Source organism: Klebsiella sp. 54 (assembly GCF_018223875.1).
Classification (GTDB): domain Bacteria; phylum Pseudomonadota; class Gammaproteobacteria; order Enterobacterales; family Enterobacteriaceae; genus Klebsiella; species Klebsiella quasipneumoniae.
In genome coordinates this window covers 540675-555697 of the sequence record NZ_JAGRRA010000002.1, presented here as the reverse complement: position 1 = coordinate 555697, position 15023 = coordinate 540675, and the positions used below count along the sequence as shown (strand labels likewise).

General features: G+C 60.3%; 15 protein-coding genes. 11 read left to right on the top strand and 4 right to left on the bottom strand.

The features are described 5' to 3' along the window. Nucleotides 1-72: 72 nt before the first annotated feature. A complete protein-coding gene (locus KHQ24_RS04310; RefSeq protein WP_004142243.1) occupies nucleotides 73-282 on the bottom strand; it encodes a DUF2517 family protein in 210 nt (69 codons plus the stop codon). A gap of 305 nt (nucleotides 283-587) precedes the next feature. Between KHQ24_RS04310 and kdpF the strand changes: the two genes are divergently transcribed. From kdpF to kdpE, 6 genes are read left to right on the top strand one after another with little or no spacing between them, the layout of a single operon-like run. Next, nucleotides 588-677: a K(+)-transporting ATPase subunit F gene (gene kdpF / locus KHQ24_RS24490; protein WP_020323459.1), complete on the top strand. Its 90-nt coding sequence runs from the start codon at nucleotides 588-590 to the stop codon at nucleotides 675-677. Further along, on the top strand, nucleotides 677-2356 hold the full coding sequence (kdpA, locus tag KHQ24_RS04300; RefSeq protein ID WP_004885967.1) for a potassium-transporting ATPase subunit KdpA: 1680 nt from the start codon (nucleotides 677-679) through the stop codon (nucleotides 2354-2356). The genes kdpF and kdpA overlap by 1 nt, the downstream gene beginning before the upstream one ends. Nucleotides 2357-2376: 20 nt before the next feature. After that, nucleotides 2377-4425 (top strand): potassium-transporting ATPase subunit KdpB, encoded by a 2049-nt coding sequence (gene kdpB / locus KHQ24_RS04295; protein ID WP_004885966.1) that lies wholly within the window; start codon nucleotides 2377-2379, stop codon nucleotides 4423-4425. Between the two features lie 10 nt (nucleotides 4426-4435). Further along, entirely contained in the window at nucleotides 4436-5011 is a 576-nt protein-coding gene (kdpC, locus tag KHQ24_RS04290) for a potassium-transporting ATPase subunit KdpC (protein WP_004885963.1), read from the top strand. Beyond that, complete coding sequence (gene kdpD, locus KHQ24_RS04285) at nucleotides 5012-7699, top strand: two-component system sensor histidine kinase KdpD (RefSeq protein WP_065878947.1); 2688 nt, start codon at nucleotides 5012-5014, stop codon at nucleotides 7697-7699. Further along, nucleotides 7696-8373 (top strand): two-component system response regulator KdpE, encoded by a 678-nt coding sequence (gene kdpE / locus KHQ24_RS04280; RefSeq protein ID WP_002894776.1) that lies wholly within the window; start codon nucleotides 7696-7698, stop codon nucleotides 8371-8373. The genes kdpD and kdpE overlap by 4 nt, the downstream gene beginning before the upstream one ends. Here kdpE and KHQ24_RS04275 read toward each other — a convergent pair. Genes KHQ24_RS04275 through seqA form a run of 3 tightly spaced genes read right to left on the bottom strand, consistent with a single transcriptional unit; the run spans nucleotide 8355 to nucleotide 11068 of the window. After that, complete coding sequence (locus KHQ24_RS04275) at nucleotides 8355-8792, bottom strand: hypothetical protein (protein ID WP_004885958.1); 438 nt, start codon at nucleotides 8790-8792, stop codon at nucleotides 8355-8357. The two genes, kdpE and KHQ24_RS04275, sit on opposite strands and share 19 nt — an antisense overlap. 54 nt (nucleotides 8793-8846) lie before the next feature. Beyond that, entirely contained in the window at nucleotides 8847-10487 is a 1641-nt protein-coding gene (gene pgm, locus KHQ24_RS04270; protein WP_002894773.1) for a phosphoglucomutase (alpha-D-glucose-1,6-bisphosphate-dependent), read from the bottom strand. Nucleotides 10488-10519: 32 nt separating this feature from the next. After that, nucleotides 10520-11068 (bottom strand): replication initiation negative regulator SeqA, encoded by a 549-nt coding sequence (gene seqA, locus KHQ24_RS04265; RefSeq protein ID WP_017901421.1) that lies wholly within the window; start codon nucleotides 11066-11068, stop codon nucleotides 10520-10522. A 183-nt stretch (nucleotides 11069-11251) separates the two neighbouring features. On the opposite strand from seqA, the gene ybfF reads away from it, so the two are divergent. From ybfF to tcuR, 5 genes are all read left to right on the top strand, one after another. Further along, on the top strand, nucleotides 11252-12025 hold the full coding sequence (gene ybfF / locus KHQ24_RS04260) for an esterase (protein WP_032455726.1): 774 nt from the start codon (nucleotides 11252-11254) through the stop codon (nucleotides 12023-12025). 133 nt (nucleotides 12026-12158) lie between these two features. Then, a complete protein-coding gene (gene ybfE / locus KHQ24_RS04255) occupies nucleotides 12159-12452 on the top strand; it encodes a LexA regulated protein (protein WP_004885954.1) in 294 nt (97 codons plus the stop codon). Between the two features lie 151 nt (nucleotides 12453-12603). Beyond that, complete coding sequence (gene fldA / locus KHQ24_RS04250) at nucleotides 12604-13134, top strand: flavodoxin FldA (RefSeq protein WP_002894765.1); 531 nt, start codon at nucleotides 12604-12606, stop codon at nucleotides 13132-13134. 291 nt (nucleotides 13135-13425) lie between these two features. Continuing rightward, entirely contained in the window at nucleotides 13426-13878 is a 453-nt protein-coding gene (fur, locus tag KHQ24_RS04245) for a ferric iron uptake transcriptional regulator (protein ID WP_004885952.1), read from the top strand. Between the two features lie 127 nt (nucleotides 13879-14005). After that, complete coding sequence (gene tcuR / locus KHQ24_RS04240) at nucleotides 14006-14932, top strand: tricarballylate utilization LysR family transcriptional regulator TcuR (RefSeq protein ID WP_211777134.1); 927 nt, start codon at nucleotides 14006-14008, stop codon at nucleotides 14930-14932. Nucleotides 14933-15023: the final 91 nt, after the last annotated feature.

The window sequence follows — 15023 nt, the reverse complement described above, 5'->3', positions numbered from 1 at the left end:
GTGTAGACAAGCGACGAAAAAAAACCGCCGGGGGCAACCGGCGGTTAGTGGTTTTCCTCGCAGCAGGGCGAATTAGTAGAAGTCGTGCGCGGCTTTTTCCGCCTGCGCCATCCACACCGGCTGCTCGCTGGTTTTCGACCATACACGGTGCAGCCAGCTGTAATAGCGGGCGCGATCCTTCCAGAACAGCATCACCGGCAGCGCCGCGACGCCAGCCACGACGGCGAAAGCACGACGCAGCAAAATAATATGAGCAGGATAAGCTTTGTACAACGCCATCATTTCTCTCCCCTTTGTCAGGCCGGCAAGCAGCGCCGGAAAATTAATCATGTTTGTCTGAGCAAAATAATACCGCTCTGGTTGTAATTTTACTACTCATCCGACCACTAAAAAGCACGTATTTATACTTAATTTACATTCTCCACGTAAATTAGTTACAAAAAAGTTAAATTAATACTAACCATTAGTTAATTTATGCCTTTGTCATTTTTATACTTTTTTTACACCGCGCCCGCGGATTTTTGCGAAATCTTTGCGCCGTAATTTCTATTCTCCTGGTAAATCAAAAACACACCCGGAGGTGGATTGTGACTGCAGGCGTACTCACTGGCGTTGGGCTGGTGTTCCTGTTACTGGCTTATCTGGTTTATGCCTTGATACATGCGGAGGCATTCTGATGGCTGCCCAGGGATTTTTATTATTAGCCAGCTATCTGCTGGTATTGCTGGTGCTGGCGCGCCCGCTGGGGATGTGTCTGGCAAGAATGGTGAATGACATCCCGCTTCCCGGCCTGGCCGGGATCGAGCGCGTCCTGTGGCGCGTGGCCGGGATCCGCGCCGAAGAGATGGGCTGGCTGCAGTATTTGCTGGCGCTCCTGCTGTTCAACGCCCTCGGCGGCCTGGCGCTGTTTGCCCTGCTGATGCTGCAGGGCGTGCTGCCGTTTAACCCGCAGCACCTGCCGGGGCTGACGTGGGATCTGGCGCTCAACACCGCGGTCAGCTTTGTCAGCAATACGAACTGGCAGGCCTACGCCGGCGAAAGCACCATGAGCTATCTCAGCCAGATGGTGGGGCTGACGGTGCAGAATTTCCTCTCCGCCGCTACCGGCATCGCCGTGGTCTTCGCCCTGACCCGCGCCTTCGCCCGGCAGAAAATGTCCACCCTCGGCAATGCCTGGGTCGACCTGACGCGCATTACCCTGTGGCTGCTGCTGCCGCTCTCTCTGCTGGTGGCCCTGTTCTTTATTCAGCAGGGCGTGCCGCAGAACCTGCAGGCCTACCAGCCCTTTACCACCCTCGAAGGGGCGCACCAGCTGCTGCCGATGGGGCCCGTCGCCTCACAGGAAGCGATTAAGCTGCTGGGCACCAACGGCGGCGGTTTCTTTAACGCCAACTCCGCCCATCCGTTTGAAAACCCGACGGCGCTGACCAATCTCGTGCAGATGCTGGCCATCTTCCTGATCCCGGCGGCGCTGTGCTTCGCCTTCGGCGAGGTGGTGAGCGATCGCCGCCAGGGGCGCGCCATCCTGTGGGCGATGACGCTGATCTTTATCCTCTGCGTCGCCGTGGTGATGTGGGCGGAAACCCGCGGCAACCCGCACCTGATGACGCTGGGCGCCGACAGCAGCCTGAATATGGAAGGTAAAGAGAGCCGCTTCGGTATTCTCGCCAGCAGTCTGTTCGCGGTGATCACCACCGCCGCCTCCTGCGGCGCGGTCAACGCCATGCATGACTCCTTCACCGCGCTGGGCGGGATGGTGCCGATGTGGCTGATGCAGATTGGCGAAGTGGTGTTCGGCGGCGTCGGCTCGGGTCTCTATGGCATGCTGCTGTTCGTTATGCTGGCGGTGTTTATCGCCGGCCTGATGGTCGGCCGCACCCCGGAGTACCTCGGAAAGAAAATCGATGTCCGGGAAATGAAAATGATCGCCCTGGCCATTCTGGTCACCCCGACGCTGGTGCTGCTCGGCACGGCGCTGGCGATGATGACCGAGGCCGGCCGCGCCGGGATGTTCAACCCCGGACCGCACGGCTTTAGCGAAGTGCTGTACGCCGTCACTTCGGCGGCCAATAACAACGGCAGCGCCTTCGCCGGCCTGGGCGCGGCGACGCCATTCTGGAACCTGCTGCTGGCGTTCTGCATGCTGGCTGGACGCTTCGCCGTCATCATTCCGGTGATGGCTATCGCCGGCTCGCTGGTGGCGAAGAAAATTCAACCGGCCAGCCCCGGCACCCTGGCCACCCACGACGCCCTGTTTATCGGTCTGCTGATCGGCACCGTGCTGCTGGTTGGCGCCCTGACCTTTATTCCTGCGCTGGCGCTTGGCCCGCTGGCCGAACACTTTTCCTTACTTTGAGCGATGCGGAGCACCCTGTTATGAGTCGCAAACAATTAGCCCTGCTGGAGCCGACGCTGGTGCGCCAGGCGCTGCTGGATGCCGTGAAAAAACTCAGCCCGATGGTGCAGTGGCGCAATCCGGTGATGTTTATCGTCTGGGTGGGCAGCCTGTTAACCACTCTGCTGGCCATCGCCATGGCTGGCGGCGCCCTGACCGGCAGCGCCACTTTTACCGCCGCCATCAGTATCTGGCTATGGTTTACCGTGCTGTTCGCCAACTTTGCCGAAGCGATGGCGGAAGGCCGCAGCAAAGCCCAGGCCAATAGCCTGAAAGGGGTGAAAAAAACGGCCTTCGCCCGTAAGCTGCGCGCCCCGCAGCATGACGCGACGGTCGACCACGTGCCGGCGGAAGACCTGCGCAAAGGCGACGTGGTGCTGGTGGAAGCCGGGGATATTATCCCCTGCGATGGTGAAGTCATCGAAGGCGGCGCCTCGGTGGATGAAAGCGCCATTACCGGCGAGTCTGCTCCGGTGATCCGCGAATCCGGCGGTGATTTCGCCTCGGTGACCGGCGGGACGCGCATCCTCTCCGACTGGCTGGTGATCCGTTGCAGCGTTAACCCGGGAGAAACCTTCCTCGACCGGATGATCGCCATGGTGGAAGGCGCCCAGCGCCGTAAAACGCCGAACGAAATCGCCCTGACGATCCTGCTGATCGCCCTGACGCTGGTGTTCCTGCTGGCCACCGCCACCATCTGGCCATTCTCGGCGTGGAGCGGCAATGCGGTCAGCGTCACCGTACTGGTGGCGCTGCTGGTGTGCCTGATCCCGACCACCATCGGCGGTCTGCTGTCGGCCATCGGCGTCGCCGGGATGAGCCGTATGCTGGGCGCCAACGTGATCGCCACCAGCGGCCGCGCGGTGGAAGCGGCAGGCGACGTTGATGTGCTGTTGCTGGATAAAACCGGGACCATTACGCTCGGCAACCGCCAGGCCTCCGCTTTCCTGCCGGCGCGCGGTGTGGAAGAGCGAACCCTCGCCGATGCCGCCCAGCTCTCCTCGCTGGCGGACGAAACCCCTGAAGGACGCAGCATCGTGGTGCTGGCGAAACAGCGTTTTAACCTGCGCGAACGCGATCTGCAGTCGCTGCACGCCACCTTTGTCCCCTTTACCGCGCAAACGCGGATGAGCGGCATCAATATCGATCAGCGCATGATCCGCAAAGGGTCGGTGGACGCCATTCGCCGCCACGTAGAGGCCAACGGTGGCCACTTCCCTGCCGATGTCGAGAAGCAGGTGGAAGAGGTCGCCCGCCAGGGGGCCACGCCGCTGGTGGTCGCCGAAGGGGAAAAGGTGCTGGGGATTATTTCACTCAAAGATATCGTCAAAGGCGGCATAAAAGAACGTTTCGCCCAGCTGCGCAAAATGGGCATTAAAACGGTAATGATCACCGGTGATAACCGCCTGACCGCCGCGGCGATCGCCGCCGAGGCCGGCGTCGACGATTTCCTCGCCGAAGCGACGCCGGAAGCCAAGCTGGCGCTGATCCGCCAGTATCAGTCGGAAGGTCGGCTGGTGGCGATGACCGGCGACGGCACCAACGACGCGCCCGCGCTGGCGCAGGCCGACGTGGCGGTAGCCATGAACTCAGGCACCCAGGCGGCGAAAGAGGCGGGCAACATGGTCGACCTGGATTCCAACCCCACCAAGCTGATTGAGGTGGTCCATATCGGCAAACAGATGCTGATGACGCGCGGCTCGCTGACCACCTTCAGTATTGCCAACGACGTGGCGAAATATTTCGCCATTATTCCGGCGGCGTTTGCCGCGGTCTATCCCCAGCTGGCCATGCTGAACGTGATGGGCCTGCATTCGCCATCGTCGGCGATCCTCAGCGCCGTTATCTTCAACGCGCTGATCATCGTCTTCCTGATCCCGCTGGCCCTGAAAGGGGTGAGCTATCGCCCGCTCTCCGCCTCGGCGATGCTGCGCCGCAATCTGTGGATCTACGGCCTCGGCGGTCTGCTGGTGCCTTTTATCGGTATTAAAGCCATCGACCTGCTGCTGACCCTGAGCGGTCTGGTGTGAGGAACAAACTATGTCATTGATTCGTCCAGCACTTGTGCTATTTATTCTGTTAACCCTGCTCACCGGCGGCGTTTATCCTCTGCTGACCACCAGCCTGGGGCAGTGGTGGTTTAACTCACAGGCCAACGGCTCGCTGATCCGCATGAACGGCGAGGTGCGCGGCTCGGCGCTGATTGGCCAGAACTTTACCGCCGCAGGCTATTTCCAGGGTCGCCCGTCAGCCACCGCGGAGACAGCGGATAACCCGATGGCCTCTGGCGGCAGCAACCTCGCCGCCAGCAACCCGGCGCTGGATAAGGCGGTGAGCGAGCGGGTGCAGGCCCTGCGCGCCGCAAACCCGGATGCCGACCCGCGTGTGCCGGTCGAACTGGTCACCACCTCGGCGAGCGGTCTCGATAACAACCTGACCCCGGCCGCCGCGCTGTGGCAGGCGCCGCGGGTGGCCAAAGCGCGCCAGCTGAGCGTCGACCAGGTGACCGCGCTGGTTAACCAGGCCACACAAAAGCCGCTGCTGAGCTTCCTTGGCCAGCCGGTGGTCAATATACTGCAACTCAATATGGCGCTGGATGCCCTGAAGGATAAGTAAATGAGTGACGAGCCGCTGCGTCCGGACCCTGACCGCCTGCTGCAGCACACCGCCGCCCCGCATCGCGGCAAACTAAAAGTGTTCTTCGGCGCCTGCGCCGGGGTGGGGAAAACCTGGGCGATGCTGGCGGAAGCGCAGCGGCTCCGGGCGCAGGGGTTGGATATTCTGATTGGCGTGGCGGAGACCCACGGCCGGAAAGAGACCGCCGCGATGCTGCAGGGCCTGAGCACCCTGCCGCCGCGGCGGCTCGCCCACCGCGGGCGCTACGTGTATGAGTTCGATCTCGACGCCGCCCTCGCCCGCCGTCCGGCGCTGATTCTGGTGGATGAGCTGGCGCACAGTAATGCCCCCGGCTCCCGCCATCCAAAGCGCTGGCAGGATGTGGACGAACTGCTGGAGGCCGGGATTGACGTCTTCACCACCGTTAACGTCCAGCATCTGGAAAGTCTGAATGACGTCGTCAGCGGGATCACCGGCGTGCAGGTGCGAGAGACCGTCCCCGATCCCTTCTTTGACGCCGCGGACGACGTGGTGCTGGTGGATCTGCCCCCTGACGATCTGCGCCAGCGGCTCAATGAGGGCAAAGTCTATATCGGTGGCCAGGCCGAGCGCGCTATCGAGAACTTTTTCCGCAAAGGGAACCTGATTGCGCTGCGTGAACTGGCCCTGCGCCGCACCGCCGATCGCGTCGATGAGCAGATGCGCGCCTGGCGCGACCGCCAGGGCCAGGAGAAAGTCTGGCACACCCGCGACGCGATCCTGCTCTGTATCGGGCACAACACCGGCAGCGAAAAGCTGGTGCGTACCGCCGCACGGCTCGCCGCCCGTCTGGGCAGCGTCTGGCATGCGGTGTATGTCGAGACCCCTTCCCTGCACCAGCTACCGGAAGCCCGGCGACGGGCCATCCTCGCCGCGCTGCGTCTGGCCCAGGAGCTGGGCGCCGAAACCGCCACCCTCTCCGACCCGTCAGAAGAGAAAGCGGTTCTCCATTACGCCCGCGAACACAACCTTGGGAAAATTGTCATCGGCCGCCAGAGCAAGCGCCGCTGGTGGGATCGTAGCGGTTTTGCCGACCGTCTGGCTCGCCACGCGCCGGACCTCGATCTGGTGGTCATCGCCCTGGATGAAAAACCCTTCCCCTTTCAGGCGCGCGCCAGCGACAGTCGTCCGGCGCTGGAGAAATGGCGCCTGCAGCTGCAGGGCTGCGCGGTGGCGGTGGCGCTGTGCGCCATCATTACCCTGGTGGCCATGCAGTGGCTGATGGCCTTCGAAGCCGCCAACCTGGTGATGCTCTATCTGTTAGGAGTGGTGATCATCGCCCTGCTCTACGGCCGCTGGCCGTCGGTCCTGGCGACGGTGATCAACGTTATCAGCTTCGATCTCTTTTTTGTCGCCCCGCGCGGCACGCTGGCGGTGTCCGATGTCCAGTATCTGCTCACCTTCGGCGTGATGCTCACCGTGGGCCTGCTTATCGGTAACCTCACCGCCGGCGTGCGCTACCAGGCGCGGGTGGCGCGCTACCGCGAGCGGCGTACCCGCCATCTGTATGAGATGTCCAAAGCGCTGGCGGTGGGTCGTAGCCAGCAGGATATCGCCACCACCAGCGAGCGGTTTATCGCCTCCACCTTTCAGGCCCGCAGCCAGCTGCTGCTCCCGGACGCCCAGGGGAAACTGCTGCCCTTAACCCACCAGCCCGGGCTGACGCCGTGGGATGATGCCATCGCCCGCTGGAGCTTTGATAAGGGTCAACCCGCCGGCGCCGGCACCGATACCCTGCCCGGCGTGCCGTATCAGATCCTGCCCCTGAAGAGCGCCGCCCGCACCTGGGGCCTGCTGGTGGTGGAGCCGGCGAATCTGCGTCAGCTGATGATCCCGGAGCAACAGCGGCTGCTGGAGACCTTCACCCTGTTGGTGGCCAGCGCCCTGGAGCGTCTCACCCTGACCGCCAGCGAAGAGCAGGCCCGACTGACCAGCGAGCGCGAAAGCCTGCGTAACTCGCTGCTCGCCGCCCTGTCGCACGATCTGCGTACCCCGCTGACCGTGCTGTTTGGCCAGGCGGAAATCCTGACCCTCGATCTGGCCAGCGAGGGCTCGAAGCATGCCCCGCAGGCCAACGAAATCCGCCAGCATGTGCTCAACACCACCCGGCTGGTGAACAACCTGCTGGATATGGCGCGGATCCAGTCCGGCGGCTTTAATCTGCACAAGGAGTGGCTGACGCTGGAGGAGGTGGTCGGCAGCGCGCTGCGCATGCTCGAACCGAGCCTCGGCGGCCAGCACGTTCAACTGGATTTACCCGATCCGCTGCAGCTGGTGCATGTTGACGGGCCGCTGTTCGAGCGGGTGCTGATTAATCTGCTGGAGAATGCCCATAAGTATGCCGGCGCCCGGGCGGACATCGGTATTCGCGCCGAAGCGGACGCCCGGCAGCTGTCGCTGGAAGTATGGGATAATGGTCCAGGGATCCCGGCGGGCCAGGAACAGGCTATCTTTGATAAATTCGCCCGCGGCAACAAAGAATCGGCGATCCCCGGCGTCGGGCTGGGCCTTGCCATCTGTCAGGCCATCGTCGACGTCCACGGCGGGACCATCTCTGCCAGCAACCGGCCAGAGGGCGGCGCCTCATTCCGTGTTACACTGCCGGGAGAAACGCCCCCTGAACTGGAAGAGCTATCTGAGGAATTGTGATTAACGTTCTGATTATCGAAGACGAACACGCTATCCGTCGCTTTCTGCGCACCGCGCTGGAAGCCGACGGCATGCGCGTATTTGAAGCGGAAACCCTGCAGCGCGGGCTGATCGAAGCCGCCACCCGTAAGCCCGACCTCGCGATCCTCGATCTCGGCCTGCCGGATGGTGATGGCATTGATTTTATTCGCGACCTGCGCCAGTGGAGTCAGATGCCGATTATCGTCCTGTCAGCGCGTAGCGAAGAGCATGACAAAATTGCCGCCCTGGATGCCGGCGCCGATGACTACTTAAGTAAACCCTTTGGCATCGGCGAGCTGCAGGCCCGCCTGCGCGTCGCGCTGCGTCGCCACGGCGCGGCGCAGGCCGACGAGCCGGTGGTGCGCTTCGCCGACCTGGAGGTCAATATCCCCGCCCGCCGCATCCTGCGCGGCAGCGAAGAGATCCACCTGACGCCCATCGAGTTTCGCCTGCTGGCGGCGCTATTGAATAATCCCGGCAAAGTGCTTACCCAGCGCCAGCTGCTGAATCAAGTGTGGGGCCCTAACGCCGTGGAGCACAGCCATTATCTGCGGATCTATATGGGTCACCTGCGGCAAAAGCTGGAGGCCGATCCGGCGCGCCCTCAGCATCTGCTGACCGAAACCGGGATTGGCTATCGCTTTATGCCCTGAGCCCCGCCTCTGCAGTACCAGAGGCTGGTGATCTTCAGCCCTTCAGAGAGCAGCAGGAAGCCTGCCAGGATCGCTAAATGCCTGACGCCGGCGGCCTGAATCAGCCACAGACCCAAAGAAAGCGAAGGCTGCATAAACACCAGCCTGAGCGGCGCCTGCCCCCAGGCCAGCCACAGCCCATAGCGGCTCTGACGGAAAAAGAGGATCATCGACAACGGGATGCTGATAATCAGCAGCACATTTAGCGGATAGAGCCAGACCGCCGCAGAGCCCCAGGTGTGCAGCAGCTGGAGATAAGCCAGCAGGTCGTCGTAAAAAGGGAGTCGGCGGTGGGCAATATTCCACCATAAGAATTGCAGGACGAAAAAGAGATCCATCCACGCCCAGAACAAAAACAGGGACTTCCGTTGTATTTTCATCGCTATCCTTGCGAAAAAAATCAGGCCCGCAAGGGGCCTGATGATCGTGCGCCGTTAAGCGTTCTTCAGCACTTCACTGACAATCTCTACCGCTTCTTTTTCAATCAGCTTGCGATGTTCTTCGCCGAGGAAGCTTTCGCAGTAGATCTTGTAGGCGTCTTCGGTGCCTGACGGGCGTGCCGCAAACCAGCCGTTGTCGGTCATCACTTTCAGGCCGCCAATCGCCGCCCCGTTGCCCGGCGCCGCGGTCAGACGAGCGGTGATCGGATCCCCCGCCAGGGTGTCAGCGCTGACCATTTCCGGCGACAGCTTAGACAGCGCCGCTTTCTGCGCGGAGGTCGCGGAAGCCTGCAGACGGTTGTAGCTCGGCGCGCCGAAGCGTTCCGCCAGCTCGTTATAGTGCTCCTGCGGGTTTTTCCCGGTCACTGCGGTGATTTCCGCCGCCAGCAGGCACATGATGATGCCGTCTTTATCGGTGGACCACGGCGTGCCGTCGAAGCGCAGGAAGGAGGCCCCGGCGCTCTCTTCGCCGCCGAAGCCGAAGCTGCCGTCGAACAGGCCGTCAACGAACCACTTAAAGCCCACCGGCACTTCCACCAGCTTGCGGCCCAGATCGTTCACCACGCGGTCAATCATCGCCGAGGAGACCAGGGTTTTACCGACCGCCACCTCTTTGCCCCACTGCGGACGATGCTGGAACAGGTAGTTAATCGCCACCGCCAGGTAGTGGTTCGGATTCATCAGCCCGGCAGGGGTGACAATCCCGTGACGGTCGTAATCCGGGTCATTGGCAAATGCCAGATCGAACTTATCGCGCAGCGCCAGCAGGCCCGCCATCGCACATTCCGAGGAGCAGTCCATGCGGATGGCGCCGTCTTTATCGAGGTGCATAAAGCGGAAGGTCTGGTCCACCTGGTCGTTCACAATGGTCAGATTGAGCTTGTAGTGCTCGCCAATGCGCTTCCAGTATTCGATACCGGAACCGCCCAGCGGATCGACGCCCAGCGTCAGGCCCGCTTTCTGGATCGCCGCCATGTCGACGATGTCCGCCAGGCCTTCAATGAACGGCTGCACCAGATCCTGCTCTTTGACGTGGCCGGAAGCCAGCGCCGCGTCCAGAGAAATGCGTTTCACACCCTGCAGGCCAGCGGCCAGCAGTTCGTTGGCACGGTTTTCCACCACTTTGGTGACGTTGGTATCAGCCGGACCGCCGTTTGGCGGGTTGTACTTGATACCGCCATCTTCCGGCGGGTTGTGTGACGGGGTGATCACAATGCCGTCCGCCAGCGGACCGCCTTTTTTGTTATGCACCAGAATCGCGTTGGAGACCGCCGGCGTCGGGGTGAAGCCGTTGTTTTCCTGAACGATAACGTCAACGCCGTTGGCGGTTAACACTTCCAGCACCGAAATAAACGCCGGCTCGGACAGGGCGTGGGTATCTTTACCGACATAGCACGGACCGGTGATCCCGTTCTTCGCACGATCTTCCGCAATAGCCTGGGCGATGGCCAGGATATGCGGTTCGTTGAAGTTGTGACGCGCCGCGCTGCCGCGATGGCCGGAGGTGCCGAATTTGACCGCATGCTCCGCATTACCGACTTCAGGCTTCAGCACGTAGTACTGAGCAGTCAGTTGGGCGACGTTAATCAAATCACTCTGTTGCGCAGGCTGCCCCGCACGTTTATCGATTGCCATTGCCTGATCCTTCTGGTGCAAATGTTAAAAAGCTAGATCGTGCCGCAAACCTTTTCAATCAGCTCCGCAGGGAACTGCATCGACTGCATGATGTGCTCAATCATGCTGCATTTACGGCCGGTATTGGTATTGGTGATCACCCACCACGGTGTACCAGGAACCTGTTTCGGTTTGGTCTGATTACCGCTTTTCAGCAGCGTACGCGCATCTTCCGCGAAGTAAACGCGCGTGCGGCCGTGCAGAGACTCAGTGGCCTCGGCAAATGCTTTACTGTCCAGGGAATAGAGGGTGGTCAACACCAGCATAAAACGGTTCACCGCGCGCTTCTGCTCGGCGTATTCATCAGATAGCAGCATCTCGCGCATGGCGCGGACTTTATCTTTCACCGGGTTAGCGGGTTTCACCTCAGCGGCAGGCGTGGGCGCCAGCGTCGGCGCGGCTTTGCTGACCGGTGTAGCCGGTTGGGAAACGGCGGAAAATTTCAGCATACGCCGTAAAATGTCGGATGCGCTCTCGCCGATATGCAGAGTGTGGCTGGCAATATAGCGGTAGAGTTCATCATCAACTTCAATTGTTTTCATCTTAATCCAGTGCGATATCTTTTCTGAATACAAATCGTTGGGATTATAAGTACAAATCCCAACCGCGGATAGCGTCAAACCAGGATGGCGGTAAAACTCAGATAACTTCTGGGTCTTGCAGCCGGATGGCAGAATGTCCAACATAATACCCTAACCCGACGCAGCGAAAAAAAGAACTTTGCCATGAAATTAAATAGCCGAGCGCAATCTGCACAGAATCCGCACAACCACTCCCCGATCGTGCTGGTCCACGGTCTGTTTGGCAGCCTGGACAACCTGGGCATCCTCGCCCGCGACCTGATCGCCGACCACGATATTCTGCAGGTCGATATGCGCAACCACGGTTTGTCGCCGCGGTCGCCAGAGATGACCTACCCCGCGATGGCGCAGGATCTGCTCGACACGCTCGATGCACATCAGATTGAACGGGCCACCTTTATCGGCCATTCGATGGGCGGCAAAGCGGTGATGGCGTTGACCGCCCTGGCCCCGGAGCGCATCAGCGGTCTGGTGGCTATTGATATCGCGCCGGTGGATTATCACGTTCGCCGCCATGATGAGATCTTCGCCGCTATTCGCGCCGTCAGCGAATCCGCCGCCAGCACTCGCCAGCAGGCGGCGCAGGTGATGCGCGAGCATCTGCAGGAAGAGGGCGTGATTCAGTTCCTGCTGAAATCTTTCGTCGACGGCGACTGGCGCTTCAACGTCCCGGTGCTGTGGGACCAGTACCCGCATATCGTCGGCTGGGAAACCATCCCGGCCTGGCCGCACCCAACGCAGTTTATTCCCGGCGGCAACTCCCCCTATGTGACCGACGCCTACCGCGACGCGCTGCTGGCCCAGTTCCCGCAGGCTCGGGCCCACGTCATTGCCGGCGCCGGCCACTGGGTTCATGCCGAGAAACCCGAGGCGGTGTTGCGCGCGATCCGCCGCTATCTGACGAGCATAGCCGCCTGATTGGCTAAAATATGCCCGACCGCGCTGCAGAATGCCCGCGGTCGTTGGCGCAGCCGTTCGCCTGATGTATGATGGCGCGCTATCTGCGCCGGCTAGAGCCCGGCAGCTTGTTTCCCCGAAGTCACTCAGAATCATGGCAAAAGAACAAACGGACCGTACGACATTAGATTTGTTCGCAAACGAGCGTCGCCCGGGAAGACCGAAAACCAATCCGCTGTCGCGCGATGAACAACTGCGCATCAACAAACGTAATCAGCTGAAACGCGATAAAGTGCGCGGGCTGAAGCGCGTGGAGCTAAAGCTCAACGCCGACGCGGTCGATGCGCTTAACGAACTGGCGGAAGCGCGTAATATGAGCCGTAGCGATCTCATTGAAGAGATGCTGATGACGCAATTAACCGCCCTGCGCAGCCAGGGAAAACTCTAACTTTCCGCGAAAAATCCGCATTCATGTAGCAGAGTGTGCAGTCGGGCGTGATTGCTGTTTCCGCGCCCTTGCCTGTTCTGCTATGATTGCCGTTATCTGTGGGCATCGCGTCCCTACCACATCATTTAAGTTTCAAGAGGTTATTTTACTCATGGCAATCATCGGCATCTTTTTTGGCAGCGACACCGGCAACACCGAAAATATTGCAAAAATGATTCAAAAGCAGCTTGGTAAAGATGTTGCTGATGTTCACGACATTGCCAAAAGCAGCAAAGAAGATCTGGAAGCCCACGACATCCTGCTGCTCGGCATCCCGACCTGGTACTACGGTGAAGCGCAGTGTGACTGGGACGACTTCTTCCCGACGCTGGAAGAGATCGACTTTAACGGCAAACTGGTGGCGCTGTTCGGCTGCGGCGACCAGGAAGACTACGCAGAGTACTTCTGCGATGCGCTGGGCACCATCCGCGACATCATTGAGCCACGCGGCGCGACCATCGTTGGCCACTGGCCGACTGCCGGCTATCACTTCGAGGCCTCTAAAGGCCTGGCGGATGACGACCACTTCGTCGGCCTCGCCATTGATGAAGACCGCCAGCCGGAGCTGACCAACGAGCGCGTTGAGAAGTGGGTGAAGCAGGTGGCCGAAGAGCTGCACCTCGAAGAAATCAAAAACGCCTGATGATTAAGCGGCGCAATCATTGAGTTGCGTCGCATTAATAGACAAAAGCAATCAAACTAATAGCTACAAGTTTTTAACTTTTAATCACATATCTGTACAATGTCCTCTGATTCTACGAGGCACGTGACGCAGTTTGTAGCTGGTGCCTCGTTTTTGACAGCAAACCAGGCCCGATACTTGCAGTTTTCATTTACCAGTGGCAGTTCTATAATGAGACGCATTACGTCGGGTTAATTTCTGTATGACTTCCGTTGAAGGAAGTAGATCGTTTAGCAACAGGACAGATTCCGCATGACTGACAACAATACCGCATTAAAGAAGGCTGGCCTGAAAGTCACACTTCCTCGACTGAAAATCCTTGAAGTGCTGCAGGAACCGGATAACCATCATGTCAGTGCGGAAGACTTATATAAACGCCTGATCGACATGGGCGAAGAGATTGGTCTGGCGACCGTTTACCGCGTCCTCAACCAGTTTGATGACGCCGGTATCGTGACTCGTCATAATTTTGAAGGCGGTAAATCCGTTTTCGAACTGACCCAGCAGCATCACCACGATCACTTGATCTGCCTCGACTGCGGCAAAGTGATCGAATTCAGTGATGACTCTATCGAAGCACGCCAGCGTGAAATCGCGTCCCGTCACGGCATCCGCCTGACCAACCACAGTCTGTATCTGTACGGTCACTGTGCGGAAGGTGATTGCCGCGAGGACGAACACGCCCACGACGCGGTGGAAAAGTAATTCCCCGCTTCGCCTGCTCTGAAAAGCCAACCTGCCGGTTGGCTTTTTTATGGGCGCTTCTGCCGCGCTTCCCGCTCACGTCCCGGCGGCGCCCCTCGCGAGTCCCCGCTTTGTCCGGAGAGTTGATATGGAACTTCGCCAGCTACGCTATTTTACGCGCATTGTTGAAACCGGCGGCATGGGCCGCGCCGCGCTCGATCTGAATATCGGCGTCTCGGCGCTCAGCCAGCAGATCGCGCGTCTGGAAAATGAGCTGGCCATTCGCCTCCTGCAGCGGACCTCCCGCGGCGTGACGCCCACCAGCGCGGGCCTCGCTTTCTACTCACAGGCGCAGCTGGCGCTGCGTCATGCCGATGATGCCATCCTCGCCGCCCGCGAAGCGCGGCTGTCGGGCCACGTCAGCGTCGGCATGGCCCCCAGTACCGCCTCCGTTCTTGGCGTTCCGTTCATCAACGCGATGCGCGAGAGCTACCCCGACGTCCGCCTGCACCTGGTGGAAAGCCTCTCCGGGAATCTGGAGCGGATGATCAACACCCGCCAGCTGGATTTAGCCATCGTCTTCCAGCAGGAGAAGATCCTGCGCTGGAGCGCCAGACCGGTGCTCGAAGAGCGCCTGTTCCTGATTGGCACCCATGCGCTGTTGGCCTCGCTGCCGGATGACCCTGTTTCCCCTGACCAGCTCACCACCCTGCCGCTGATTATGCCAAGCCAGGGCCACGGCCTGCGCGGCAGGCTGGAGGCGGTTTGCCAGCAGCACAACCTCAGCGTTGAGGTGGTGGCGGACATTGACGGTCTGGCCCTGCTGATGCAGGCCGTGCGCAGCGGGCTGGGCGCTACCCTGCAGCCCGGGGCCGCCATTTCCCATCTCGACCATCAGGCGCTGAGGGTGATCGGCATCGCTAATCCGGTCCTCAGCCGTCCCAACTTTCTGGTCAGCCTGTCGGATGATGAGCTCACCCCGGCAGGCCTTGCGGCAAGGGTAATACTGAGCAAAGTCATGCGCCAGCTGGTGGAGTCCGATCGCTGGCCAGGTGCTACCCTTTACGTTAACTAAACCCCTCTTTAGCGCTACGCCATAGCGCCCTGCCGCCGTTCCCGCCTACATTCCCATTACAAATTTAACAATTAATTAAATTACAAGGAAA

Coding starts and splice junctions, on each gene's coding strand:
- KHQ24_RS04310 (WP_004142243.1), bottom strand. CDS start 282: ATGATGGCGTTGTACAAAGCTTATCCTGCTCATATTATTTTGCTGCGT.
- kdpA (WP_004885967.1), top strand. CDS start 677: ATGGCTGCCCAGGGATTTTTATTATTAGCCAGCTATCTGCTGGTATTG.
- kdpB (WP_004885966.1), top strand. CDS start 2,377: ATGAGTCGCAAACAATTAGCCCTGCTGGAGCCGACGCTGGTGCGCCAG.
- kdpC (WP_004885963.1), top strand. CDS start 4,436: ATGTCATTGATTCGTCCAGCACTTGTGCTATTTATTCTGTTAACCCTG.
- kdpD (WP_065878947.1), top strand. CDS start 5,012: ATGAGTGACGAGCCGCTGCGTCCGGACCCTGACCGCCTGCTGCAGCAC.
- KHQ24_RS04275 (WP_004885958.1), bottom strand. CDS start 8,792: ATGAAAATACAACGGAAGTCCCTGTTTTTGTTCTGGGCGTGGATGGAT.
- pgm (WP_002894773.1), bottom strand. CDS start 10,487: ATGGCAATCGATAAACGTGCGGGGCAGCCTGCGCAACAGAGTGATTTG.
- seqA (WP_017901421.1), bottom strand. CDS start 11,068: ATGAAAACAATTGAAGTTGATGATGAACTCTACCGCTATATTGCCAGC.
- ybfF (WP_032455726.1), top strand. CDS start 11,252: ATGAAATTAAATAGCCGAGCGCAATCTGCACAGAATCCGCACAACCAC.
- ybfE (WP_004885954.1), top strand. CDS start 12,159: ATGGCAAAAGAACAAACGGACCGTACGACATTAGATTTGTTCGCAAAC.
- fldA (WP_002894765.1), top strand. CDS start 12,604: ATGGCAATCATCGGCATCTTTTTTGGCAGCGACACCGGCAACACCGAA.
- fur (WP_004885952.1), top strand. CDS start 13,426: ATGACTGACAACAATACCGCATTAAAGAAGGCTGGCCTGAAAGTCACA.
- tcuR (WP_211777134.1), top strand. CDS start 14,006: ATGGAACTTCGCCAGCTACGCTATTTTACGCGCATTGTTGAAACCGGC.